The sequence below is a fragment of the Massilia sp. Root133 genome (genome assembly GCF_001426525.1).
In the GTDB taxonomy this organism is placed as follows: Bacteria; Pseudomonadota; Gammaproteobacteria; order Burkholderiales; family Burkholderiaceae_D; genus Telluria; species Telluria orientalis.
In genome coordinates, this window is record NZ_LMEW01000016.1 from 24,370 (window position 1) to 48,926 (window position 24,557).

Genomic DNA, 24,557 nt, shown 5'->3' on the forward strand with positions numbered 1-24,557 from the left:
CATGCCGCGGCCTTTGTCGTTTGTGATGAAGTATCAGCGTGCCACGGGTGCCGTCCCGCCGGGACCGCTGTTCGTGGCGCGCAGCACGCACTGGCCGGCGGCGCACGTCGCGCCCGGATCGGGGACGACGGAGCAGGTCGACATCATGCCCTTCTTGGTGTCCTCGGCCTGGCGCGCGGCCGCGTGTTCGGCCACGAGCGCGCGCAGGCGCGTGCCGTCGTTGTTCTTGCTGGACCACGCGAGGTAGCGCTCGGGGCCGCCGCAGGCCTTGTGGCCCACGCCGATCGTGTGACACTGGTCGTCCGTGTCGCAGGCGGCGGCGCCGCGCTCGGCCTCGATGCGGGCCAGCAGGGGCGCGCTGCCCGTGGCGGTGGAGGGGACCTGCGGCGCATCGCTGCGGCAGGCGCTGCTCGCGAGCAACAGGGCCAGGCCGGCCAGGCGGGCAAAGGTGCGGGGTAGGTTGAGCGGGTTCATGGGCCCATGATCGCGTGCACGGAAGCGCTTGGCAAGGGGCGCACGCGTCGTCACGGCACCGTCATATTCAACCGCTACATTGCCCTCATCAATATGCACGGCAAGGCGAGCGCGATGGGTGGGCGTTGGATGGACGAAGGCAGGGCAGGCAAGCGCATCCTCGTGCTGAGCGTGCCCGCGGGCGCCGGCCATACGCGCGCGGCCGAGGCGATCCGCGCCAGCGCGTCCGCCGTCCCCGGCATCGCCGAAGTGATCCACCTGGACGCGACCGCCTACGCGACGCCGCGCCTGCGCCAGGTCTACGCCGACCTCTACATCATGCTCGTGCGCCGCGCGCCGGCGGTGTGGAGCTGGGTCTACGATTACACGAATACGGCCGCGCCGGACGGCTGGGCGCACCGGCTGCGGCGCCGCATCGAACAGCGCGATTGCGCGCCGCTGCTGGCGAAAATCGCCGCGCTGCGCCCGGATGCCATCGTCTGCACACATTTCCTGCCGGCCGAGATCCTGTCGCGCGAGGTTGCCGACGGCATGCTGCGCTGCCCCGTGTGGGTGCAAGTGACCGACTTCGACCTGCACCGCATGTGGGTGCACCGGCACATGGCCGGCTATTTCGCGGGCAATGACGAAGTGGCGTTCCTGATGGAAAAACACGGCATCGCGCGCGACGGCATCCACGTCACCGGCATCCCGGTCATGCCGACCTTTACGTGCCGGCCCGATCGCGCCGCGTGTGCACGCGAACTCGGCATCGATCCCGGCCGCATGACCTTCCTGTTGATGGGCGGCGGTGCGGGGCTGGGCGGCCTGTCGACGCTGGCGCAGCGCCTGCTGGCGATCCCCGGTCAGTTCCAGTTGATCGCGCTGGCGGGCCGCAATGCCGCCGAACTGACCGCGCTGCAGCGACTGGCGGCCGCATACCCGGGCCGGCTCGTGCCGCAAGGTTTTACGGACAAGGTCGAGCGCCTGATGGCCTGCGCCGACGTGGCCATCACGAAGCCGGGCGGCGCGACGACGGCGGAGTGCCTGGCGCTGGGCCTGCCCATGATCGTGAATGCGTCGATTCCCGGGCAAGAGGAACGCAACGCCAATTTCCTGCTCGAACATGGCGCCGCGATGAAAGCGTTCGATGCGCCATCGCTGGAATACCGCGTGCGCTACCTGATGGCCCATCCGGCCGAACTCGACACCATGCGTGCCCGCGCCCTCGCGCTGGGCCGTCCCCATGCCGCGGCCGCCGTGCTGGCGGCCATCCTGAAGCAGACCGAACCCATCGATGCCTGTGTTTGAACTTTCCCATGCCGGCCAGTTCGTCGCGACGCTGGCCGCCATCGTCGTTGCCGCTTATTTTTTTGCCCGCGTCGAAGTGGAGATCGAAGGCGACGCCGGCTGGGCCGCGAACCTGCCCACCTGGCGCATCGAAGAGCATCCGCTGCTCGACATCTTCTGGGGCGGCCGCGCGCTGACCGGCTACCACGCGTGGATGTTCTCCTTCATCGGCGTCATTTTTCACTTCCCGCTGGCCTTCGTGGGACGATGGTCGTTGCCGCTGGAAGCACGCGCGCTGGGCGCCGTGATGCTGTTCTGGATCGTCGAGGACTGGCTGTGGTTCGTCGTCAATCCTGCTTTCGGCTGGCGCCGCTTCAAGCGCGAACTGGTCCCCTGGCACAAGCGCTGGTTCGCGGGTGCGCCCGTCGATTACTGGATGTTCGGCGTCGTCAGCGCGCTGCTGTTCTGGTACGCGTACTGACTGGTCCGCCACGACCCTTGCCCAGGTCCAGCGCGTGACGGATGCGCTGGCACAGTTCGCCGGACGTGCGCGAGATCAGCTCGTGGGGAATCTCGAATTTCTCGGTCAGCCGGTCGTAGTCCTCGAAGCCGTACGACACCATGAACGGATGCATGCCCGAGCCGATCGCGGCAGTGAAATCCTTGTGCTCGTCGCCGCACACGTAGGCGCGCGCCGGATTGATGCCGAATTGTTCGCGGATGGCGCGGAACTGGCTCGTCTTCTTTTCCGAGAGCGGAATGTGGACGAGGAAGTCGAGCGCATTGATGTCGATGTCGTGGCGCTGGAACAGCTGGCGCAGCGTCTCCAGCGGTTCGTTCGTGATGTTGCGCGTGACCATGCCGACCACGACGTCCGGCGCGGCGACCAGTTCCCGCACGAGGTCGGGGATGCCTTCGTACATCGTCGCTTCCTGGCGATAGACCTCCGTGAGGCTGTCGACGAGCCTGGACCGGCTGTTCCTGCGCAGGTTCTTCTTGATGATAGCCGGGAATTCCTTCAATCCGCCCAGGTACTTGAACAGGTTGTGGCGCTTCTGGAACCGGGCTTCGTCGCCGATGTCCAGCCCATGCCGCGAAAAGGCCGCTTCGATGGCGGAAAAGGCGTCGATGGTGGTGCCGTCCGCGTCAAGGATCAGCAGGCGTTTCCTGGATTTGTACATGTGCGTCGTGGCCGGATTCCGTTGCCTCATCATACTCACCAGCACGTTACCGGCGTATGACAGATCAGCGCCAGAACAGCACGAACGCGAGCGCGCCGAACAGGAACCATTTGAAGACGTAGTAGACGGTGCGGTTCCAGGCTTTCAACCGCTTGCCGAACCGGCGCAACGCGTACAGGTAGCGGAACGCGCGGTTCAGGCCGCCCGTGCGGTCGCCGATCTCGTTCGGCGCCGCCGACGCGCGCAGGATGAAGCCGCCAACCGCGCGGCCCACGGCCTGCGCCCAGCGGTATTTCAGCGGACGCTCGACGTCGCAGAACAGGATGATGCGGTCGTGCGCCGTCCGGTTGGCGGCGTCGTGCAGATAGGTCTCGTCGAACACGACGTCCTCGCCGTCGCGCCACGCATACGGGATGCCGTCGACGACGATGGCGCAGCGGTCGTCGTTGGGTGTCACGAGCCCGAGGTGGTAGCGCACGGACACGGCCAGCGGATCGCGGTGCAGGCCCAGGGTGCCGCCTGCCGGCAGCAGCGCGAACATCGCCGCCTTGACCGATGGGATGCGCTCCAGGATGGCCACGGTGCGCGGACACAATGTCGCCGCGGATGGATGTGGATTGTCGTACCACTTCAGGTAGAAGCGCTTCCAGCCGCGCCGGAAAAAGGAATTGAAGCCGATGTCGTCGTATTTGTCGGACGGGCGGATGCGCTGCATCTCGTACAGCGCCAGCGCTTCCTGGCGGAACGTGCGCCATTCCTGTTTGAGATCCGCCAGTTCGGGAAAGCAGGATGCGGGCACGAACGGCGTCGTCGGCACGGCGGAAAACAGATAGCAGAAGCAGTTCAGCGGCGCCGTGAACGTGGAGTGGTCGGACAGCTGCCGGAACACGCCATGGCGCACGCGGCCGCGCAGGTGCACGTGCACCGCGCTGGCGACGAACAGCAACAGGACGATCCAGCGCATCGGCGGACTCCGCAGTGAAAGGGCGCGCGATCACAACGCGCAACCCTGTCATTGCAGCAGAACGCCTGCGGCGGTGCCAGGCGAGCGACAGGCTCGCCTGATCCAACTCAATCGCGCTCGATATCCGCGTTCGCGTCGTTGCGGATGAAGCCGGCATCCTGGATGGCGAACACCTTGTCCGGGATCGTCTTGTGATCGACGTGCGTCACCCGCCACACGGTGCGGCCGTCCGCGGCCTGGATCAGCAGCGGCAGCTTCGCCGTCGTGCTCCAGCACACGTGCGTCGTCTGCGTGCCCTGGACGAGCGCGACCCATTCGCAGGCGCCGATGGCGCGTGCGGCCTCGTGCGGCGAGGCGGCCGGCACGAGGCGGTAGCCGCCCTTCGGGTGGCGCAGGCCATGGCCGAGATCGAACCAGTCGGTGAACTGGCCGATGCGGTACAGGTTGTCGCGGTCGATGTCCGTGCGGATTTTCTTGCCGAGATCCAGCACGGACAGCCGGTAGTCCGGGCTGCCCGGCGTACGCAGCGCGAAACTCTCGGCCTTGTCGTCCGTGCGGCGGCGGATGCGGCGCTCGCCGTCGCGCCAGACTTCCACGTGGTGTTCGGCACCGCCGGCGAGATAGGTGGCCTCGAAATGGGTGGCCGCCGGCTCGCCGCGCGTGCTGAAGACGTGGTCGAAGTCCAGCGTGGCGGCGCTGGACGGGGGCGCGGACAAGACGGCCGCGGCCACCATGCAGACAGGAAGGGCGTACTTCATGTCAGTTGCGCACCGCGCGGGCCGAGTCGAAGTAGCGGTACGACTTGCCGCCCACGGTCAGGTCTTTCACCGAGAGCTCGATGCTGTACATGCCCCTGGCGAGCGCCGTGTCCTTCGCGGCGCCGGTCGGATCCGTCGGCAGCTCGAACGTGAGGCCGGTCGCGGCGGCGGCCGGGGTCACGGTCGACGGCGTCACCGTCGGCTGGTCCTTCGTGGCGGGCGTCGCCAGGCCTTCGTTCAGCACGCGGCCGTCGGCCTGCGGCATGGACAGGCCGAGCAGGTAGGCCACGGTCGGTGCCACGTCGACGTTGCCGGACGGCGTCGTCACGACTTTATTCGTCAGGAACGAGGGGCCGTTGGCGATCAGCGTGTTGTGCACGTCCGAGATGCCGAAGCTGCCGTGCATGCCGCGCTGGCCGCCGACGCTTTCGAACTCGATGCCCGGCATGCCCTGCACCGCCGTGTTGTAGTCCCACGAGAACGACACGACGACGTCCGGCTGGCCATTGTTCTGGCGCTTCGCGTTTTCCAGGTTCACCTGTGCCAGCGACAAGGTGCCGGGGATGCTGCCGTAGCGGCTGTCGACGAAGATCGCCCCGTATTCCTCGCGCTGCTGCAGGAACGTCACGAGCTTCTGGACGGTGGCCGCGTCGTGGCCCGGCACGTAGAAGTAGTCGGACCCGCCGTTCGCCGCGACGACGATGCCGTTGGCCGGCAGGCTGCCCGGCGCGGGCACCTTGAAGCTGGCCACCGGCTTCGCGAGCGCCGCGCTGATCGCCTGGTACTTCGTGTTCGCGCTGCCGCACAGGCTGCCGCTCGTGTCGACCTTGACGGGGATGACGGGCTTGCCGTCGGCGGTGAGTCCATACATCGCGCTCGTCGAGCATCCGGAACCGTCATAGGCCGCGAAGCCGCGGTAGGTCAGCAGGTCGGCCGAGCGCACGTCGCCGGAGAACGAGTAGCCGTTCGGATCCGCGGCGCCGATTGCCGCGCCGCTCACGCCGCCGTTGGGCACGGTGCTTGAGGCCGTGATGGCGCGCAGTGGGAACGTCGCCACCGGACCGGAAACGCTGGAGTGGCCGTGGTCGGACACGACGACGATATTGGTCGAGCTGTCCAAGCCGTTGGCGCGCAGCGCGGCGATCAGTTCGCCGAGGCGTGCGTCCTGCGAGCGCAGGCCGGCCTTCATGTTGGCGCTGCCCGGGCCGTAGCCGTGTTCGACGTTGTCCGGCGTGCGGAACCAGATCAGCGACAGCATCGGCTTCTTCTGCGGCAGAATATATTGCGTGTACACCGACATCATGTACTTGTTGGCCGCGTCTTCCGGCGCGCCCTGCGTCGTGTCGGCCGAATCGCGCGCCGCGATGGCGACCTTGCCGTCCGGGTCGAACGCCGTCGTGTTGAACGTGACGTAGCCGGCGCGCGCCGTCGGGTTGCCGTTATTGCCGGCGAGCGTGACGGCGTCGCTGCCCGAATAATTCTTGACGACGTTCGAGGGCAGCGCGAAGCCCGCTCCCTGCAGCTCGGTGACGAGGCTGCGCGGCTGCACGGTGTTCTCGTCGAGGAAGACGCCGCCCTTGCCGAGGTCCTGCAGGTACGCGGCGCCCGACTTGCCGATGGTGGCGGTCGTCAGGCCGGCCGCCTGCGCGGTGGCGAACAGGCTCTTCACGAGCAGCAGCTGGCCGCCGTAGTAATCGTTCAGCGTGGCCAGCACCGCGTAGTCCTCGGTGAACACGGGGTCCTGGTAATCCTGGGCACTGCCGCCCGCGCCGCTGCCGGCCGGGATCGTGTTGGCGCTGCCCTGCGGCGGCGTCCAGAACGTGTTGCCGTAGAAGCCGCTGGTCTTCGGGAACGACCCCGTCGCGAACGACGACGAATTCATCATCGTGAAGGTCGGGTAGGTCGAGTGGTTGTCGCTGAAGTTCACGCCGCTCTGGCGCAGCGCGTACAGGTTCGGCGTGTCCGTCGCGTTGACGGAATCGGGGCGCAGGCCGTCCCACACCATGACGATGGTGCGGGTCGCAGTCGGCGTGGCCGGCGCGGTCGTGCTGGTATTCGGCGTGGTGGATGCGGTCGTGGTGCCGCCGTCGCTGTCGCTGCCGCAGGCAGCCAGCAGGATGCCGAGCGCGAGCGGGGTAATGAAGGTCGTTGCTAACCTCACGAGGGATCTCCTGGTCGGGTGGGAATCGAGCGCAGGATGGGCGAGGGGCGTGACAGGTTCGTGACAGCAGGGCCTGGCGGCACATTACGTTACAAAGTTAATCCTCCGGTAATGTTAGTAGGTCAGCGTCACCAGCGACACCGCCTGCCTCGGCAACTGCATCCTGACGGTCGCCGTGCCGTCCGTCGTCTGCAGCGTCGACGCGGGAGCGAGCTCCGCCAGCTCGCTGGCTTTCTGCAGCTCGGCCACCTGCGCCGGCGTCGGGTTTGCGGGCGAGCCCATGCGCTTCCACGCGGCGTACGAGTTGCCGTGCTCCTGGTCGATGCGGTAGTGGCGCATCTGCACCCGTTGCGCGGGAATGCCGGCGATCCGCAGTTCGACCGGTGAGCCGGCGTCGATGATGTCGTCGTCGTGGTAATTCCAGACCAGGACGGACACGCTGTGTGCATCCTTCGCCGCCAGCGCATCGATGTCGGTGCGCGCGCCGCGCACGCCGGCGGCCTGGATGCGGGCCGCGTCGTAGGCGCGGTCGCCCGTCACCGCCACGCGCTCGCCGCGCATCTTGCCGAGCATGCGGAACACGTTCAGCACCGGCTTGTTGACGCCGTTGGTCGCCAGGTCGCGGAAGCCCGCGAACCACGGCTGGTCTTCGAACTCGAACGACCAGTTCACCGCGCCGATCAGGTTCACGCCGCGCCGTGCGGCCAGGTCGTATTCGCGTGCGATCGACGCGGCCGTGTAGCTGGCGTACAGCGTGCCGTTGCGGTAGGAATTTTCCGGGTTGGTCTGCATGCCGCAGGCGGCGCAGCCTTCCGGGTCGGATTCGCCGATGATGACGGGGACGTTCTTCAGCTCCGGGTATTTTTCGACGAGCGCGAAGCCTTCGTCGAGGTGGCGGAAGTGCGCGTCCATGCCCATGCGCACGATGCCGTCGACGACCTTCGGCGCGCCCTTGGCGTGGAAGGCGACGAAGTCCAGCGGCGTGCCGGTCTTGCCGGTCGCGTAATTGGTCTCGTGCAGGCAGTGCTGCAGGAAGTCGTCCATGAAGCGGCCCGCACCGGCCGTGTGCGGCCCGCCGATGCGCGCCGTCGGCAGCGCGCGTTTCACCGCGTCGGCCGCGTAGTCGTACATCTTGAAGTACTCGCGCTTCGTGTCCGGCGCGATGAGGTAGAGGCCGTCCGGCTCGTTCCACACTTCCCAGTACCAGCTCTCGACTTCCTTCCGGCCATAGCGCGCCACGCTGTGCTTGACCCACTGGTAGACCAGCTCGGACCACTTGGCGTAATCCTTCGGCGGCGTGGCCCAGCCCGTCATGATTTCCTTGTAGGGCGTGCCCGGCTTCCAGTGGTGGCGGTAAGGCTGCGGGCGCTGCGACAGCGCTTCCGGCATGAAGCCGATCTGCGCCAGCGGCTTCATGCCGCGTTCGATGTACGTGTCGAAGATGCCGTCGATGATCGTCCAGTCGTAGACCGGCTTGCCGTCCTTGTCCTCGCTGTACATATTCGTCGAGCCCCACTTGAGCGCATAGCTGCCGTCGCCCGACGTCATGAGGTTGTGCGCGCGGACGTACACGGGGACGGGGCTCAGCGCGGCGATGTCGCTCAGCAGCTTTTTACCGTTGGGCGCCGTCGTGTAGTTCGGTTCGTCGTAGCCGAACCAGGCCCAGATGGGCGTCATGGGGCCCTTGACCTGCGTGGCGTCGATGGCCAGCCTGACCGGCTGTGGCGTGGAAGGTTCGGCGGCGTGCAGCGGCGCGCAGGCCGCGAGGAGGAGGGCGGCGAGGTGTCTCTTCATTTTTTTCTCGTGGATCGGTCCGATGGGATGATGCTAGGCCGATCCACGATGGCCGTCCAATGACGGTTTTTCCGGTGTCGATACCGGATCGGATATCGCCCGCTCAGCTCTTGCGGACGAATTCCGACTTCAGGCTCATCGCGCCGAAGCCGTCGATCTTGCAGTCGATGTCGTGGTCGCCGTCGACGAGGCGGATGTTCTTGACCTTGGTCCCCTGCTTGACGACGCCGCCGCCGCCCTTCAGTTTCAGGTCCTTGATGACGGTGACGGTATCGCCGTCCTGCAGCACGTTGCCGGCCGCATCGCGCCACACGCGGGCCGTCTCTTCAGCCGCTGCGTCGGCCTTGACGGGCCATTCGTGCGCGCATTCCGGGCAAACGTAGTTGCCCGTGCCGTCTTCGTAAGTCAGCGTGGAACCGCAGGTGGGGCAGGGAGGCAAGGTCGTCATGGCAGTGTGCGAAAGGGATAGTGGAATGCAAAACGCCAACCGCAGGGGTTGGCGTTGCTGGAATTCTTGGTGGCCCGGGGCGGAATCGAACCACCGACACAAGGATTTTCAATCCTCTGCTCTACCAACTGAGCTACCAGGCCAAGGCGGCGCAGTATAGCACGGCTTAACAAAAAACCCTAATTTTTTGCTGCGGCACGTTCCTCATGCTGGCGATCGAGCGCCAGGCGCAGCTCCTTGCGGGCCTTCGCTTCCTTGTGGCGGCGCAGCTCGTCCGGTCCGAACGGGCGCAGCGGCGGCACGGGGACGGGCTGCTTGTCGTCGCCCACGGCCACCATCGTGAAGAAGCAGCTGTTCACGTGGCGCACCTGCTGCGTGCGGATGTCCTCGGCCACGACCTTGATGCCGATTTCCATCGACGTGCGGCCCGTGTAGTTCACGGCGGCCAGGAACGTCACCAGCTCGCCCACGTGGATGGGCTGGCGGAACGTCACCTGGTCGACGCTCATCGTCACGACATAGGTGCCGGCATAGCGGCTGGCGCAGGCGTAGGCCACCTGGTCGAGCAGTTTCAGGATGTTCCCGCCGTGCACGTTACCGGAAAAGTTCGCGGTGTCCGGCGTCATCAGGACCGTCATGGTGAGTTGGTGGGCTGGCAGGTTCATGGCGTCGAGCGTAAAGATGAAGAATAGGGAGGATGTTGCCTGAGAAACCCGGTTGCGGCAACAACCCCTATCCTTTGGTCAGAACTCTTACCAGTCCGCCTCCACCGTGGCAGGGGTCTTGCGGGCGGCAACGGGCTTCCGTGCCGGCCGGGCTGGGGGCGCGGGCGCGGCAGCGGGCGCCGCGCGGCGTGCCGACGGCAGCGCCGGCCTCGGCGCCGGTTGGGCCTTCGCCTGGACCCGGAACACTTCCACCAGCCCGGCCAGCGCCTGCGCCTGTTCATGCATCGCCCGCGTCGCGGCCGCCGATTCCTCGACGAGCGCCGCGTTCTGCTGCGTGACGCCGTCCATCTGCACGATGGCCTGGTTGACCTGGCCGATGCCGCTGGCCTGTTCGCGGCTGGACGCAACGATCTCGTTCATGATGCCGGTGACGCGGCCGATGCTGTCGACGATGTCGCGCATCGTCTGGCCGGCCTGCCCCGCCAGGGTCGCGCCGTCGGCCACGCGCTGGGTGGAAGCGTCGATCAGGTCCTTGATCTCCTTCGCCGCGGCGCCCGAGCGCTGGGCGAGGGCGCGCACCTCGGCGGCGACGACGGCGAAGCCGCGCCCCTGCTCGCCGGCGCGCGCCGCTTCCACGGCGGCGTTCAGGGCCAGGATATTCGTCTGGAAGGCGATGCCGTCGATGACGGCGATGATGTCGACGATGCGCGCGGACGACGCATTGATCGCGCCCATCGTGTCGACCAGTTGCCCGACCATCGCGCCGCCCTGCTGCGCCACGCGCGCGGCGTCGCCGGCCATGCGGTTGGCTTCCTCGGCGCTCGTCGCGTTCTGGCCGACCGCCTGCGTCAGTTCTTCCATCGACGACGCCGTCTCTTCCAGCGCCTGCGCCTGGCTTTCCGTGCGGTGCGACAGGTCCTGCGCCTCGCCGGCCATCGTCGTGGCCGCGACGACGATCGTGCCGGTGCCCGCGCGCACGTCCGCGACGATGCCGGCGAGGCTCGCGCGCATGCGCTCGAGGGCGGCCATCAGGCTGTCCTTGTCGCCGGCGGCCACCGGCACGGCCACGCACAGGTTGCCGCCCGCGATCGCGGCCGCCACCTGCGCGGCGCGGGCCGGTTCGCCGCCCAGGCGCCGGAACAGGACGCGCGCGCACAACGTGCCGGCGGCTATGCTGAAGACGAGCGTCGCGAGGCACAGCGCGGTGAGGACGTGGCTGCTGCGGTCCGCGGACGCGAGCACGGTGGCGACGCGGGTATCGATCTCCTTCTGCTGCAGCTCCAGCAGCGCCTTGACCTGGCCGAGGTACGCGGTCACGGCGGGCACGAATTCGTCGTCGAAGAACTTGCGGGCCTCGGCATCGTTGCCCGCCTTCTTGAGCGCCATCACGCGGTCGCGCGTGACGATGTAGCGCTGGCGCGCCGTGCCGATCCGCTCGAACACGGCGCGTTCTTCCGGCGTGCCGAGCAGGTCGCCGACCTGCTTCTGCAGCGCGGTGGTGCGCGTCGTCGAATCCTGCGTTTCGGCGGCGTAGTAGGTCGCGAGTTCCGGATCGGCGGAGCGGGCGATGGCCCCGGTGCGCTTGGCGGCGACCGACGTGTTCAGCAGCCAGCCGGAAATCAGCCGCTCCTTCACGAGCGGACGCTGCGTGAGCGCCTGGGTGTCGTCCGACAGGACCTGCAGGCGCCAGATGGCGATGGCCGTCGCGAGGAACGACAGCACGATGACGACGGCGAACGCGAACCTGAGCTGGTTGCGCACGCCGATGGTGGCGATGGATTTCATGGGACTCCTTGAGTTTCCGGGCAACAAGAGTCAATGAAAATCGCAACGGGGCCGGTCCGCCTTGAGGCGACTCAGGACAGTGCCGGATAGATGGCATGCCCATCCGGCGCGGGTGAAATCGGCTAGGATGGCACCATGGCTATCCTTCTTGTGCCCGGCTTCATGGCCGATGAAACGTTATGGGACGACATGGTGCCGGCGCTGGCGCGCTTCGGTCCCGTCGTCCATGCCGACCTGCGCCACGACACGTCGGTCGAGGCGATGGCGCGCCGCGTCCTCGCGGCGGCGCCGCCGACCTTCCTGCTCGTGGGTTTTTCGATGGGCGGCTATGTCGCGCGCGCGATCGCGCGCCAGGCGCCCGACCGGGTGCGCGCGCTCGTATTGATGTCGACGTCCACCCGCGGCGACACGGCCGCGCTGCAGAAGCGCAAGGGCGCGATCGGCAACGCGGCGCCGTCCATCGCCTTCAGCGGCCTCAGTCGCACGGCCGTCGCCACGTCGCTGCATCCGAAGCAGCGCGACAACGACGCGCTGATCGAGCGGATCCGCGCGATGGGCATGCGCCTCGGCGGTGAGGTGTTCCGGCGGCAGTCGCTGCTGGACCGGCCGGGCGACCTCGAACGGTCAGGCGAGATCCGCTGCCCGACGCTCGTCGTGGCGGCGGAAAACGACCAGTTGCGCAGCCTGGCGGAAGCGCAGGAGATGGCGGCCGCCATCCCCGGCGCCACGCTCGCCGTCATCGAGGACACGGGGCACATGATTCCCATCGAGGCGCCGCAGCGCCTGCTCGACGTCATTGTGCCCTGGCTGGCCGCGCAGGCGGAAGGCTGACGCTTACGCCTGGTTCTGCAGCGCGCGGATCGCCTCCGCCACGCCCTGGCCGTACGCCGTGTCCGCTTTCAGGAAATGCCCGATCTGGCGATCCTGCGTGGCGGCATCCGCATTGGACAGCGAACCGGCGATGTTGGCGATGAGGTTGCGCTTGCCTTCTTCGGTGAGCAGGCGGAACAGGTTGCCCGCCTGCGTGAAGTGGTCGTCGGTGGCGCGGGTGTCGTAGCGGCCCGCGTTGCCTTCCACCGGCCAGCCGGCGTCGCCGTGGCCGAAGCCGCCGACGGCCGGGACGTCCGCATGCACCGGGTCATAGTTCGGCGCCGCGCCGCCGTTGGCGACGGCCATCGCGCCGTCGCGCTGCTGGTTGTGGAACGGGCAGCGCGGACGGTTCACCGGCAGGTGCTGGTGGTTCGTGCCGACGCGGTACAGCTGGGCGTCGTGGTAGGCGAACAGGCGCGCCTGCAGCATCTTGTCCGGGCTGTAGCCCAGGCCCGGCACGATGTTCGACGGCGACAGGGCGGCCTGCTCGACGTCGGCGTGGTAATTGTCCGGATTGCGGTTCAGCTCCAGGATGCCGACGGGGATGCGCGGGAATTCGCCCTGCGGCCACACCTTGGTCAGGTCGAACGCATCCCAGCCGGTCTGCGCTTCCCAGGCGGCGCGCCGGGCGTCGTCCATCACCTGGATCTCCACGCTCCAGCGCGGGTAGTCGCCTGTTGCGATCGCGTTGAACAGGTCGCGCTGCGCATAGTCCGGGTCGACGCCGGCGAGGCGCTGGGCTTCCGCCGCCGTCAGGTTCCTGATGCCCTGCAGCGTCTTGAAGTGCCACTTGACCCACACGCGCTCGCCCGCGTCGTTGATCAGGCTGTAGGTGTGGCTGCCGAAGCCGTCCATGTGGCGGTAGCCGTCCGGCGTGCCGCGGTCCGAGAACAGGATCGTCACCTGGTGCAGGCTCTCCGGCGCCTTGCTCCAGAAGTCCCACACGTTCTGCGCGGATTTCAGGTTCGTCTGCGGATCGCGTTTCTGCGTGTGGATGAAGTCCGGGAACTTGATGCCGTCCTTCAGGAAGAACGTCGGCGTGTTGTTGCCGACCAGGTCCCAGTTGCCTTCCTCGGTGTAGAAGCGGACGGCGAAACCGCGCGGATCGCGTTCCGTGTCGGCCGAGCCTTTTTCGCCGCCGACGGTCGAGAAGCGCAGGAACGTCTCCGTCTGCCTGCCGATGGCCGCGAAAAGTTTCGCCTTCGTGTACTTGCTGACGTCGTGGGTGACGGTGAAGGTGCCGTATGCGCCCGAACCCTTCGCGTGCACGACGCGCTCCGGGATGCGCTCGCGGTTGAAGTGCTGCAGCTTCTCGATCAGGTGGAAGTCCTGCAGCAGCACGGGGCCGCGCGGACCGGCCGTGATCGAGTTCTGGTTGTCGGTGACGGGAATACCGGAGGCGGTGGTCAGTTGGGTCATGGCGGCTCTTTCATGGTTAAGCTATCGACGAATATTCATCGATAGCTGTGATCTATTCATAACCATGGTAGAGCTTGCGGGGCATTCGTGCAAACTATCCGTTTATATGGATCTAATAGATAAAATTAATTACCTAAAAGCATCCTCGTAGCAGCGGACTATTGCTCGAACACCGGGGTCAGAGCCCGATTTTGGTAAATTTCCCAAATCAGGGCTCTGACCCCGGTTTGATTTAGATCAGGCTCAGCGTGACGTCGATATTGCCGCGGGTCGCGTTCGAGTAGGGGCACACGATGTGGGCCGCGTCGACCAGGTCCTGCGCCACGGCGCGGTCCAGGCCCGGCAGGCTCACGGCCAGTTCTACGGCCAGGCCGAAACCGTTCGGGATCGGGCCGATCGAGACGCTGGCGTCGATCGACGCATCGGCCGGGACGACCACTTTCTTCTGGGCGGCGACGAACTTGATGGCGCCCATGAAGCAGGCCGAGTAGCCGGCGGCGAACAGTTGTTCCGGGTTGGTGGCATCACCCTTGCCGCCCATTTCCTTCGGCGGTGCCAGGCGGACGTCCAGCAGGCCGTCGTCGGTGCGGGAGGCGCCTTCGCGGCCGCCGGTGGTGTGGGCCTTGGCGGTGTACAGGACTTTATCGAGTTTGGTGGTCATGGCGTTATCCTTTCAGTGGTTGAGTTCGTACTGCACATAAATCGTCTTACATTGCGCCGGCGAGCCTGGCGCGCATCGCTTTGATTTCGCCGACGAGTCTTACAACGTCCTGCACGTCGCAACCGGTGGCGCCCAGGATGCAGGCCGGGATGCCGGCCGCTTGTTCCTTCAGCGCACGCGCCGCCGCCGTCAGCCGGATCACCACGCGGCGCTCGTCCTGCGGGTCGCGAGACCGGTCGACCAGGCCCTGGGCCTCGAGCCGCTTCAACAGCGGGGTCAACGTCCCGGAATCGAGGTACAGGCGCTCGCCGATGTCCGACACGCTCAGGCCGTCGCGCTCCCACAGCACCAGCAGCGCCAGGTACTGCGGATACGTCACGCCCAGCTTGTCCAGGTGCGGCTTGTACACCTTCGTCATCGCCAGCGATGCCGAATGGAGTGCGAAGCACAACTGGTTGTCGAGCAGGAGAGCTGCGTTTGCGTCGTTCGTTTCCATGGGTTGAACTATAGCGTGCAATTCAATTGTGCGCAATATGTTTGTTTTTATGAACGCCATAGCCTGGCTCAATGATCAGCGCGGCGTGCCGAAGACTTGCGTCCAGTAGGCGGTGCGGTTGCGGTTCTGCGGATTGATCGCGTAGGCCGCGCCCATTTCCGTGAACGTGGGATTCATGATGTTGGCGCAGTGGCCGGGGCTGTCCAGCCACGACGCGACGGCGTCCTCGGGCGTGCGCTGGCCCGATGCGATGTTTTCCCCGACGCGCGCCCAGCGGTAGCCGGCCCTGGTTGCCCGGTCGGCCGGCACGCTGCCGTCCGGCTGCTTGTGGTTGAAGTAGTGCTTCTGTGCCATGTCCGTACTGTGCATGAGGGCGGCCTGGCCCAGCAGCGGGTTCCACGTGAGCGGACCGGCCGGGCCGAACGCCTGCGTCCCGCACGTGCGCGGTTGCGCGCGCGCCGCGTTCACGAGCGCGAGGATGTCCCGGCCGGCGTCCGGCCATTCGGGCAGCGGCGGAATGACGACGGGCCGCGCCAGCACGACCTGCCAGTCGTCGCCCACGTGCGCGGTGCCCACGGCCGCAAATTCCGCGGCGCGCAAGGTGCGGCAGTATTTTTGTGCGATGACGTCCATTGCGGCGCGCGCATCCGGCGGCCCCGTGACCGTGATCGCCTCGGCATGCGCGGCCTCGTAGCCGGCGCGCTGCAGGGCGGATTCGAGGAAGGTGCCGGGGCCGATGCGGATGCGGGACAGCGCCGGCTCGACGTTCAGCACGGAAACCGGCGCTGCCGGCGCGCCGTCGCAGGTACCGGGCGCGGTACGGTACGCATTGATCAGATTGGCGAGCTCGTCCGCACGCGCGGGCGCGGCGGCGGCCAGCGTGGCGGCGAGCAGGAGTAGGCGGGTGAGGGCAGGCATGGTCCTCACCCAGATGGGGACGCCGGCGCGCCGCGGCAAGGCGCGCGATGCGGCGCCGATCGCCCAGGTGAAATCCGATCCGCACGCGCCGTCGGAATGCCGCGTCAACGGCAGCCTGCGCAACCACCCGGGCTTCTACGACGCGTTCGCCGTCAAGCCGGGTGAGCGGATGTACCTGGCGCCGCAGGACCGCGTCGTGTTCTGGTAACGCGTCCGGTTCAGTGCCGCAGCGCGCTCGCCGCGGCCGTCAGGTCCGGCCGGTCGGGGCGGAACGCGCGCTCGGCCGACGCCGTGTCGTACAGCGAGTCGACGCGGATGAACTTGTCGTCACGCATGGTGAACACGTGGACCCACTGGCTGTCGTAGGTGTGCCCGGTGGCCCTGACCATCCACATGGCTTCGCCGAGGACGACGACCTTGTCGTTCTCGGCGATGACGTCCTTGATGACGAAGCGCGTGGGATGCATGGCCGTGAGCAGCTCGGAAAAGAAACGCCCGACTTCCGCCTTGCCGTGGAAGCTGCCGGCGAAGGGCACGGCGTCGGCGTCGGGGCCGATCCACTCGGCGTCGTCGTGTGCATAGGCCAGCATGCCGGGAATGTCGCCGCTCTGGAACAGCCGGTAGCCTTCCAGGACGAGCCGTTTGTTGTCTTGTGCGTCCATGTCTCTTTCTCCTTGTGATTGTGGTGCGGCGGGGCCGCTTCATGCAGCCTAGACGCACGGCGCGGGAAGTCAAGAATAGTGTGTGACTTTTGGTTGTCGTAAACGGGGTCGCTGGGCATTACAATCGAGACATCACCCTGAAGGAATAGCCCATGCGTCTGATCTGCTTCGCCACCTTGTTGTCGCTGGCCTGTGTGCCGGCCGCCCACGCCCAATCGCAAGTGAAGATCGGCAGCGCCTCGCCGCTGTCCGGTCCCAGCGCGCACCAGGGCAAGGACATCGAGAACGGCGCGCGCCTCGCGATCGACGATCTGAACGCGCAGGGCGCGGCGATAGCCGGCAAGAAGGTCAGATGGGGGCTGCAGGCGGAGGACGACGGCAGCGATCCGAAGCTCGGCACGGCCGTCGCGCAGAAGCTCGTCGACGGCGGCGTCGTGGCGGTCGTCGGCCACCTGAATTCCGGCACGACGGTGCCGGCCTCGAAGATCTACGACAGCGCCGGCATTCCGCAAATCTCCCCGGCGGCCACCACGCCGCTGTACACGCACCAGGGCTATAAAACGGCATTCCGCATCGTCGCCAACGACGACCTCGTGGGCCGCGTGCTGGCCAGCTACGCCATCAACACGCTGAAGGCGAAGAAGATCGCCATCATCGACGACCGCACCGCGTTCGGCCAGGGCCTCGCCGACCAGTTCGCGAAAGACGTCAAGCGTTTGAAAGGCGCGGAGATCGTCAGCCGCCAGTTCACCAACGACCGCGCGACGGATTTCAATGCGATCCTCACGCAGATCCGCGCGCGCCGGCCGGACGTGATCTTCTACGGCGGCATGGACGCGACAGCCGGCCCGATGCTCAAGCAGATGCAGGCGCTGGGAATGACCGCGAAGTTCGTGTCGGGCGACGGCGTATGCTCGGAAAAGCTGCCGCAGCTGGCCGGCAGCGCGCTCGGCGACGACAAGGTGGTGTGCGTGGTGGCGGGCGGCGTCGATGCGCCGCTGGAGGCGGGCATGGCGGCTTTTGCGGACCGCTACAAGAAGCGCTACGGCATGGGCTTCCAGACGTATGCGCCGTACGCGTACGACGCGACGATGACCTTCGCCGCCGCCATGCGCGCGGCCGGATCGTCCGACCCGGCGAAGTTCCTGCCCGCCCTCGCAAAGATCAAGTACCAGGGCATCACCGGCACCATCGCCTTCGATGCGAACGGCGACCTGCGCGATGCGGCTCTTACGCTATATACCTACCGCCGCGGCCAGCTGACGAAGCTGCGGGTCGTGCGCGACAGCGTAAACTGAGCGAACGATGCGCTACCTGGACTTCAGTTCGTGGCAGGCGCTGGCGACGACCTTCCTCGGTCTCGCCGTGTTCACCCTGATCGGCGTCGGCATCCGCGTGCTCATGATGCAGACGATCCAGCAGCGGCGCGAGCGCATGAACCGCCAGATCAACGAGCGCCTGCGCACCCTGATCGCCGCGTACCGCACGCTGGGCGGCTCGTTCACGGGCGAGCTGACGGTCGATCCGAAGCATCTGCGCGACCTGCGCGCCGCCGGTCTCGACGCCGGTTCGGACCGCGCGCGCCGCATCCGCGACGCCGTCGAGGCGGCACTGGCCGACATCTTGCTGCTCGGCACGGAAGAACATTGCCGCCTCGCGGGCCAGGCCGCGAGCGACCTCGCGGCGGGACGGCCGATCCACACGGCCGAACTGGTGATCTCGCTGCGCGCCTTCATCCGCGAAGCGCTCGACCTGGGGCCGGTCCCGGACGGCGTCGCGATCCCGCTGCAGGGGCCCACGCGCACGCAGGGTGCGGGCAGCCGCGGCAAAGGGGAGGGCGGAGGTCGCGGTGGTGGCGGTGGTGGAGGTGGCGGCATGGACGGCGGCGGCGGCCTGGGCGCCGGACTGGCGCTGGGCCATCGCGACAATCACGACCCCGCCGCCTGATGCCGCGGCGCGGCCGTCAGTCCGTCACGGCGTGCCAGACGTTCATCTTCTTGTCGCCTGCGCGGTCGCCCGCCTTCTTGTCCTTCACGAACGTGTACAGCGGCTTGCCCTGGTAGGCGAGCTGCTTGCTGCCGTCGTCGCGCGTGACGGTGGAATACGGCGCGGACACGGCCGCGTCGCCGGCCTTCACTGGCGGCCAGTTCTCCGCGCATGGGCCGTTGCAGGCGCTCTTGCCGCTGCCGGCGACGTCCTTGTCGAACGTGTAGACTGTCATGCCGTGGGCGTCGGCGAGGACGCCGTTCACTTTCTTGACCGGCGCCTGGTCGGCGGCATGGGCAGAGAGGGCGAAGAGGGCGGACAGACAGGCGATACCGAATTTCAGTGCTTTCATGGTAGCTCCTTGGAAGACATCGGTTGTCAGGACTGCCCGGACATTCTAGTCCAGGATGCGGGCTATAATGCCGCTCCTTCCCGAAGAGTTTTCCATGTCCCTCGACTGGTTCGCGCCGGCGCAATGCGTCGGCTACATCGCGTTCGTCCTCGGCGTCGCCTGCGCGCTGCAAAAGGACGACCGCCGCTTCAAGCTGTTCATGGCCGGCGAATGCCTGGCCTACATCGTCCACTTCGCCCTGCTCGGCAACCCGACGCCCGTCGCCAGCACGACCATGTCGCTGCTGCGCTCCGTGCTGGCGCTGTACACGCGTTCGGTGTGGGTGGCGGTTGGCGTCGTCGCGATGAACCTCGCCCTGGGCCTGACGCTCGCCACGCGCATGACGGACTGGCTGCCCCTGGGCGCGTCCTGCATCGGCACGCTCGCGCTGTTTCTCCTGCGCGGCGTGCCGATGCGCCTCGCGATGCTGTGCGGGACTTTTCTATGGATCGCGAACAACATCATCGCCGGCTCGATCGGCGGCACGGCGCTCGAGATCGTGATGGCGGTCGTGAACGGCACGACGATCTGGCGCATGGCGCGCGCGGCGCGGGTGGCGCAGCCGGCCTGAGGTCCGTCAACGCCGCCTGCCGGCAGCGGCGCGGCGATCGGGGATAATGGCGCCTCGATTCGTTCGACACACACACGTTCACATGGAATTCACGCACGACGACATCAGGCGCCAGTTCGACCCCGGCACGTTTGCCCGGGGCGAGGAGTATGCCCGCAAGGGGCGCGTGATCTCCATCGACATCGAGTTTCCCGACACGCTCCACGGCGAGGTGGAAGGTAGCGGCGGCAAGACGTACCGCCAGGAAATACGCGTGACGAGCGACAAGCGCGGCGTGCGTTTCCGCGGCGACTGCAGCTGCCCCATGACCCGCAACTGCAAGCACGTCGTGGCCGTGCTCCTGGCCGAACTCGCGCACCGCCCGCTGGATGTGCCGGCGGCGGCCGAGCGCTGGCTGCAGCAAATGGCGGCGATCCGGAACGTCCTGCAGGACGCGGCGGACGCGACGCGCGGCGCCCCGCTGGGGCTCATCTATGTGCTCGCCCCGGACCGCGCGGGCCAGGTGCCGGGCCTGCATCCGCACACGGTCCGCCTGCGGCAGGACGGCAGCATCGACAAAGCCATGCTCGAGGCAGATCCGCTGCGGCTGCTCAAGATGCGACCGTCCCACGTGGGACGCGAGCACGACGAGCCGCTGCGCCTGCTGGGCGCCATGCAGGTAAGCCATCACACGCTGGAACCCGCGGGCGCCCTCGGCGCCGCGTTGCTGGAAAAACTCAGTGCCGCAGGCTGGCTGTGGCGCGCGCGTTCGCTGAAGGCGGCCGGGTACGGCCACCTGGAACGGGTGGCGCCGGGGCCGCGGCGTACGCTGGCGCTCGACTGGCTGCAGCATGGCGCCGACCGTGAGGCCGTGAGCCTGGGCTGGCGTGCGGATGGGGGCCAGTTGCCCGAGCACATGTATCCCACCGACCCCATCGTCTACCTGGACGGCCTCGCGGTCGGCGAGGTGGCGCTGCCGGAACAGCTGGCGGCCATCCCGCCGGCGATCCTCCTGGACCTCGTCGCGCAGGCGCCTGCGCTGCGCGGGGAACAGCGCAACGGCGTCGCAGGCCGCATGATCGACCTGGGCCTGGACGGCCTCTTGCCCGCGCCGGCAGCGCTCGAGGTGCGCGAGCGGCGCGACATCGCGCCCGTACCCCACCTCATGCTGGACAGCCTGCAGATACCGACGCGCCGCGACTGGGACTGGCGCGACATTGCCATCCTGACGTTCGACTACGACGGTCTCTCCACGGAAGGCGTCGACGAGCTCGTATTGCGCAGCGTGCTCGACGGCGGCGTCGACGTGATCGTGCGCGACACAACGGCCGAAGCCGCCGCCGCCGCGCGACTCGCGGCGTCCGGCTTCGGTTCGCCGCCGCCGGGCGATCCATTGCGCGACGACTGGCCGGACGCCCTGGCATTAGCGGACGAGGCCGCATGGCTCGCCTTTGTGCGCGACGAGCTGCCGCGCCTGCGCGAGGCTGGCTGGCAGGTCGAGATCGGCGACGATTTCCGCTACGACCTCGCGGAAGTGCAGGAATGGTATGCCGACCTCGACGAAGGCGAAGGGGACGGCAACGGCTGGTTCGACCTCGAACTGGGCATCGTCGTCGATGGCGAACGCCATCCGCTGCTGCCGCTGTTGGTGGACATGATCCGCAACACGCCATGGCAGTTCGGCGCCGACGCACTGGCCGCGCGCCCCGATACCGACGAGATGCTGGTGGAACTGACCCCGTCCAGGCGCGTGGCCCTGCCCTGGGGACGGATCAAACCGATCCTGGCCACGCTGGGCGAGCTGTATTTCGGCGACCGCATCGGCGCGAAGATCCAGCTGCCGGCGCTGGATGCGGCACGCCTGGCGGAACTGGAGCGGGCCGCGCGCCTGCGCTGGCTGGGCGGCGATCGCTTGCGTGAACTGGGCCGCAAGCTGCACGATTTCGACGGCATCCGGCCCGTGGACGTGCCGGCCGGCCTGACGGCGCAGTTGCGCCCTTACCAGCGTGCGGGCCTGGACTGGATGCAGTTCCTGCGCGAATACGGCTTCGGCGGCATCCTGGCCGACGACATGGGACTCGGCAAGACCATCCAGACGCTCGCCCACATCCTCGCCGAAAAGGAGGCGGGGCGCCTCGATGCGCCGGCGCTCGTCGTGGCGCCGACGAGCCTGATGGGCAACTGGCAGGCCGAAGCAGCGCGCTTCGCGCCCGGCCTGCGCGTGCTGCTCCTGCATGGCAAGGACAGGAAGGCATCGTTCGACCTGGTCGGCGACGCCGACCTCGTGCTCACGACGTATGCCCTGCTGGGGCGCGACGAGCCGGCGCTGCGCAGGCACCGCTATCACCTCCTCATCCTCGACGAAGCCCAGTACATCAAGAATAGCCGCTCGAAGGCGGCGCAGACCGTGCGCCTGCTCGATGCCCGTCACCGCATGTGCCTGACCGGTACGCCGGTGCAGAACCACCTCGGTGAATTGTGGTCGCAGTTCCATTTCCTGATGCCGGGCCTGCTGGGTGACGACAAACAGTTCAATACCGTGTTCCGTAAACCGATCGAGCAGCGTGGAGATGTCCAGCGCAAGAACCTGCTGGCACGCCGCGTGAAACCATTCATGCTGCGCCGGACCAAGGACAAGGTCGCCACCGAATTGCCGCCCAAGACGGAGATCGTGCTGCCCATCGAACTCGACGGCGCCCAGCGCGACCTGTACGAGACCGTGCGCGTGGCGATGGACAGGAAGGTGCGCGACGCCATCGATGCCAAGGGCCTCGCGCGCAGCCAGATCATCATTCTCGATGCCTTGTTGAAATTGCGCCAGGTCTGCTGCGATCCGCGCCTGCTGGACGCGGCCGCCAGGGTGGGGTCGGCCAAGCTGGACACGCTGCTGGAACTGCTCGACACGTTGCTGAGCGAGGGACGCAGCGTCCTCGTGTTTTCCCAGTTCACGAGCATGCTGGCACTGATCGGCGCCGCACTGGACGCGCGCGGTATCACATTCGTCCAACTGACAGGCGACACGGCCGATCGCGACGCTCCCGTCGGCGCGTTCCAGCGGGGGGACGTGAGCGTGTTCCTGGTCAGCCTGAAGGCGGGCGGTGTCGGCCTGAATCTCACCGCGGCCGACACGGTCATTCATTACGATCCATGGTGGAATCCAGCCAGCGAGAACCAGGCGACCGATCGCGCCTGGCGCATTGGCCAGGATCAGCCCGTGTTCGTCTACAAGCTGATCGCGCAGGGCACGCTCGAAGAAAAAATCCAGGACATGCAGCGCCGCAAGGGCGAACTGGCCAATGCCGTGCTCGATGCCGAAGGCGGGCTCGCGGCGGCCATCGTCCGGGACGATCTGCAGGTGCTGTTCGCGCAACCCTAGGCCGGCACGCGCGCTTCGTGCATTACCGTACGGACGCCCGCGCCCGCCTGCGGCATCCTGAACCCGTGATCAATCGCAAACGAAAGGAGTACGATCATGGGCAAATATTTCCTGGCCTGGATCATGGGCGTACCGGCCATCGTGCTGGTCATCCTGTACCTGTTCTTCCACTGATGACAACGCCACCAACCGGTGGCGTTGTCATTCTCAGGCTTACGCCACGGTGATGTTCACGTCGATATTCCCACGCGACATTTTCGAATACGGGCACGTCTGGTGCGCGGCATGGACCAGGTCCAGCGCGACCTCGCGCGGCACGCCGGGCAGGCTCACGGTCAGCCGTGCCTGCAGCGAATAGCCGCCGGTGCCCGTGCCGAGGTCGACTTCCGCATCGACTGCCGTGTCTGCCGGCAGGGTCACGTGCCGGTCGCGCGCGGCGTGGCCCAGCGCGCCGATGAAGCAGGCCGACCAGCCTGCGGCAAACAACTGTTCCGGGTTCGTGCCCTTGCCGTGGCTGCCCGGCGGCGACAGCGTGATGTCGAGGCGGCCATCGTCGCTTTTTGCACTGCCTTCGCGGCCGCCGGTGGTGCGGGTCTTGCCGGTGTAGAGAACCTTGTCGATCTTGCTCATGGTATGTCCTTTCGTTGAATAAAGTGATTACAGGTGGTCGACGGCGATGACGGCATCGGCGAACGCGCGCGGTGCTTCCTGCGGCAGGTTGTGGCCGATGCCCCCTTTGATGAGTTCATGCTTGTACTTGCCGGTGAAGCGCTTGGCGTACGCGGCCGGTTCCGGGTGCGGGGCGCCGTTGGCGTCGCCTTCCAGGGTGATCGTCGGCACGGTGATCGCCGGGAAGGTCGCCAGGCGCTGTTCCAGTTTGTCGTATTTCGCTTCGCCCTGGACGAGGCCGAGGCGCCAGCGGTAGTTGAAGATCGTGATGGCGGCATGGTCCGGGTTCTCCAGCGACGCCGCGCTGCGGTCGAACGTGCGGTCGTCGAACTGCCATTGCGGCGAGGCGGTCTTCCAGATCAGCTTGGCGAAATCGTGATGGTTCTTCGCATAGCCGGCGGCGCCGCGGTCGGTGGCGAAGTAGAACTGGTACCACCATTGCAGCTCGGCGGCCGGCGGCAGCGGCTGCTTGCCGCTTTCCTGGCTGCCGATCAGGTAGCCGCTCACGGACACCAGCCCTTTGACACGTTCGGGCCACAGCGCGGCCACGATGTCGGCGCTGCGCGCACCCCAGTCGTAGCCGGCCAGGATAGCCTTGTCGATCTTCAGCGCATCCATCAGGTCGACGACGTCCTGCGCCAGCGCGGCCGGTTCGCCGTTCCGCACGGCCTTCGGATCCAGGAAGCGGGTCGTGCCGTAGCCGCGCAGATGGGGCACGATCACGCGGTAGCCGGCCTTCGTCAGCAGCGGCACGACGTCGACATAGCTGTGGATGTCGTACGGCCAGCCGTGCAGCAGGATCACGACGGGACCATTGGCGGGACCCGCGTCGACGTAGCCGACGTTCAGCACGCCCGCCTTGATCTGCTTGACGGACGAGAAGGCGTCGGACGTTTGTGCGTGGGCCGAGCCGATGGCCGCGACGGCGAGGGCGGCTGCGCCGAACACGTTGCGCAGCGTGCGGGCGATGGATTGGTTCATGTCGATTCTCCGGTAATTGGTCAGATGGTCTGCTGCCGTAAATTGATTATCGTAATAATCATTATGTCGATAACTGTAT

At 67.2% G+C, this 24,557-nt stretch carries 25 protein-coding genes and 1 tRNA gene; 8 read left to right on the plus strand and 18 right to left on the minus strand.

What is annotated here, in order from left to right:
- Positions 1–33: 33 nt before the first annotated feature.
- Positions 34–474 carry a hypothetical protein gene (locus ASD28_RS14855; protein WP_056129235.1) on the minus strand — a complete coding sequence of 147 codons (441 nt, stop codon included), beginning with the start codon at positions 472–474 and terminating at the stop codon, positions 34–36.
- A gap of 6 nt (positions 475–480) precedes the next feature.
- Here ASD28_RS14855 and ASD28_RS14860 point away from each other — a divergent pair, with 6 nt between their 5' ends.
- Positions 481–1,764 (plus strand): glycosyltransferase, encoded by a 1,284-nt coding sequence (locus tag ASD28_RS14860; RefSeq protein ID WP_307168035.1) that lies wholly within the window; start codon positions 481–483, stop codon positions 1,762–1,764.
- Entirely contained in the window at positions 1,751–2,224 is a 474-nt protein-coding gene (locus tag ASD28_RS14865) for a hypothetical protein (RefSeq protein ID WP_056129238.1), read from the plus strand. Before ASD28_RS14860 ends, ASD28_RS14865 begins: the two co-directional genes overlap by 14 nt.
- Here ASD28_RS14865 and ASD28_RS14870 read toward each other — a convergent pair.
- The 9 genes from ASD28_RS14870 to ASD28_RS33195 all read right to left on the minus strand — a co-directional run bounded on the left by ASD28_RS14870 (position 2,193) and on the right by ASD28_RS33195 (position 11,499).
- Positions 2,193–2,924, minus strand: coding sequence for an HAD family hydrolase (locus tag ASD28_RS14870; RefSeq protein WP_056129240.1), 732 nt, complete (start codon positions 2,922–2,924; stop codon positions 2,193–2,195). The genes ASD28_RS14865 and ASD28_RS14870 overlap by 32 nt on opposite strands.
- 64 nt (positions 2,925–2,988) lie before the next feature.
- Positions 2,989–3,888 (minus strand): aspartyl/asparaginyl beta-hydroxylase domain-containing protein, encoded by a 900-nt coding sequence (locus ASD28_RS14875; protein WP_056129242.1) that lies wholly within the window; start codon positions 3,886–3,888, stop codon positions 2,989–2,991.
- Between the two features lie 107 nt (positions 3,889–3,995).
- On the minus strand, positions 3,996–4,646 hold the full coding sequence (locus tag ASD28_RS14880) for a hypothetical protein (protein ID WP_056129245.1): 651 nt from the start codon (positions 4,644–4,646) through the stop codon (positions 3,996–3,998).
- Position 4,647: 1 nt separating this feature from the next.
- Positions 4,648–6,807, minus strand: a complete 2,160-nt coding sequence (locus ASD28_RS14885) for an alkaline phosphatase family protein (RefSeq protein WP_229411855.1) — start codon at positions 6,805–6,807, stop codon at positions 4,648–4,650.
- A 114-nt stretch (positions 6,808–6,921) separates the two neighbouring features.
- Positions 6,922–8,601, minus strand: a complete 1,680-nt coding sequence (locus ASD28_RS14890; protein WP_056129250.1) for a beta-xylosidase — start codon at positions 8,599–8,601, stop codon at positions 6,922–6,924.
- 103 nt (positions 8,602–8,704) lie between these two features.
- The gene (locus tag ASD28_RS14895) at positions 8,705–9,049 is read right to left on the minus strand and encodes a zinc ribbon domain-containing protein YjdM (protein ID WP_056129256.1); all 345 of its coding nucleotides are present in this window, start codon (positions 9,047–9,049) and stop codon (positions 8,705–8,707) included.
- Between the two features lie 67 nt (positions 9,050–9,116).
- Positions 9,117–9,192: transfer RNA gene (locus tag ASD28_RS14900), tRNA-Phe, on the minus strand.
- A gap of 36 nt (positions 9,193–9,228) precedes the next feature.
- A complete protein-coding gene (locus ASD28_RS14905) occupies positions 9,229–9,714 on the minus strand; it encodes an acyl-CoA thioesterase (protein ID WP_056129259.1) in 486 nt (161 codons plus the stop codon).
- 87 nt (positions 9,715–9,801) lie between these two features.
- Positions 9,802–11,499 (minus strand): methyl-accepting chemotaxis protein, encoded by a 1,698-nt coding sequence (locus tag ASD28_RS33195; RefSeq protein ID WP_056129262.1) that lies wholly within the window; start codon positions 11,497–11,499, stop codon positions 9,802–9,804.
- A gap of 135 nt (positions 11,500–11,634) precedes the next feature.
- Here ASD28_RS33195 and ASD28_RS14915 point away from each other — a divergent pair, with 135 nt between their 5' ends.
- Complete coding sequence (locus ASD28_RS14915; protein ID WP_056129265.1) at positions 11,635–12,330, plus strand: alpha/beta fold hydrolase; 696 nt, start codon at positions 11,635–11,637, stop codon at positions 12,328–12,330.
- A gap of 3 nt (positions 12,331–12,333) precedes the next feature.
- On the opposite strand, the gene ASD28_RS14920 is transcribed toward ASD28_RS14915, so the two are convergent.
- The 4 genes from ASD28_RS14920 to ASD28_RS14935 all read right to left on the minus strand — a co-directional run bounded on the left by ASD28_RS14920 (position 12,334) and on the right by ASD28_RS14935 (position 15,863).
- Entirely contained in the window at positions 12,334–13,788 is a 1,455-nt protein-coding gene (locus ASD28_RS14920) for a catalase (protein ID WP_056129269.1), read from the minus strand.
- Between the two features lie 232 nt (positions 13,789–14,020).
- Positions 14,021–14,449, minus strand: a complete 429-nt coding sequence (locus ASD28_RS14925; protein WP_056129272.1) for an organic hydroperoxide resistance protein — start codon at positions 14,447–14,449, stop codon at positions 14,021–14,023.
- 46 nt (positions 14,450–14,495) lie between these two features.
- Positions 14,496–14,945, minus strand: coding sequence for a MarR family winged helix-turn-helix transcriptional regulator (locus ASD28_RS14930; RefSeq protein WP_056129274.1), 450 nt, complete (start codon positions 14,943–14,945; stop codon positions 14,496–14,498).
- Positions 14,946–15,020: 75 nt separating this feature from the next.
- Positions 15,021–15,863, minus strand: a complete 843-nt coding sequence (locus tag ASD28_RS14935) for a CAP domain-containing protein (RefSeq protein ID WP_056129277.1) — start codon at positions 15,861–15,863, stop codon at positions 15,021–15,023.
- Here ASD28_RS14935 and ASD28_RS31845 point away from each other — a divergent pair.
- On the plus strand, positions 15,862–16,071 hold the full coding sequence (locus ASD28_RS31845) for a M13-type metalloendopeptidase (protein WP_056129281.1): 210 nt from the start codon (positions 15,862–15,864) through the stop codon (positions 16,069–16,071). The genes ASD28_RS14935 and ASD28_RS31845 overlap by 2 nt on opposite strands.
- A 10-nt stretch (positions 16,072–16,081) precedes the next feature.
- Here ASD28_RS31845 and ASD28_RS14945 read toward each other — a convergent pair whose 3' ends face one another.
- Complete coding sequence (locus tag ASD28_RS14945; RefSeq protein ID WP_056129282.1) at positions 16,082–16,525, minus strand: nuclear transport factor 2 family protein; 444 nt, start codon at positions 16,523–16,525, stop codon at positions 16,082–16,084.
- A 152-nt stretch (positions 16,526–16,677) separates the two neighbouring features.
- On the opposite strand from ASD28_RS14945, the gene ASD28_RS14950 reads away from it, so the two are divergent.
- Both ASD28_RS14950 and ASD28_RS14955 read left to right on the plus strand, forming a co-directional pair.
- Positions 16,678–17,823, plus strand: a complete 1,146-nt coding sequence (locus tag ASD28_RS14950) for a branched-chain amino acid ABC transporter substrate-binding protein (protein WP_056129286.1) — start codon at positions 16,678–16,680, stop codon at positions 17,821–17,823.
- Positions 17,824–17,830: 7 nt separating this feature from the next.
- Positions 17,831–18,472, plus strand: a complete 642-nt coding sequence (locus tag ASD28_RS14955) for a hypothetical protein (protein WP_056129289.1) — start codon at positions 17,831–17,833, stop codon at positions 18,470–18,472.
- Positions 18,473–18,488: 16 nt separating this feature from the next.
- Here ASD28_RS14955 and ASD28_RS14960 read toward each other — a convergent pair whose 3' ends face one another.
- Positions 18,489–18,863 carry a hypothetical protein gene (locus ASD28_RS14960; RefSeq protein ID WP_056129292.1) on the minus strand — a complete coding sequence of 125 codons (375 nt, stop codon included), beginning with the start codon at positions 18,861–18,863 and terminating at the stop codon, positions 18,489–18,491.
- 94 nt (positions 18,864–18,957) lie between these two features.
- On the opposite strand from ASD28_RS14960, the gene ASD28_RS14965 reads away from it, so the two are divergent.
- Together ASD28_RS14965 and ASD28_RS14970 are read left to right on the plus strand one after the other, a co-directional pair.
- Positions 18,958–19,473 carry a YgjV family protein gene (locus ASD28_RS14965; protein WP_056129391.1) on the plus strand — a complete coding sequence of 172 codons (516 nt, stop codon included), beginning with the start codon at positions 18,958–18,960 and terminating at the stop codon, positions 19,471–19,473.
- A gap of 82 nt (positions 19,474–19,555) precedes the next feature.
- The gene (locus ASD28_RS14970) at positions 19,556–22,828 is read left to right on the plus strand and encodes a DEAD/DEAH box helicase (protein WP_056129296.1); all 3,273 of its coding nucleotides are present in this window, start codon (positions 19,556–19,558) and stop codon (positions 22,826–22,828) included.
- 213 nt (positions 22,829–23,041) lie between these two features.
- Here the strand turns inward: ASD28_RS14970 and ASD28_RS14975 are convergent, their stop codons facing one another.
- Positions 23,042–23,458, minus strand: a complete 417-nt coding sequence (locus ASD28_RS14975; RefSeq protein WP_056129300.1) for an organic hydroperoxide resistance protein — start codon at positions 23,456–23,458, stop codon at positions 23,042–23,044.
- Positions 23,459–23,485: 27 nt separating this feature from the next.
- Entirely contained in the window at positions 23,486–24,478 is a 993-nt protein-coding gene (locus ASD28_RS14980; protein ID WP_056129304.1) for an alpha/beta fold hydrolase, read from the minus strand.
- Positions 24,479–24,557 lie beyond the last annotated feature (79 nt).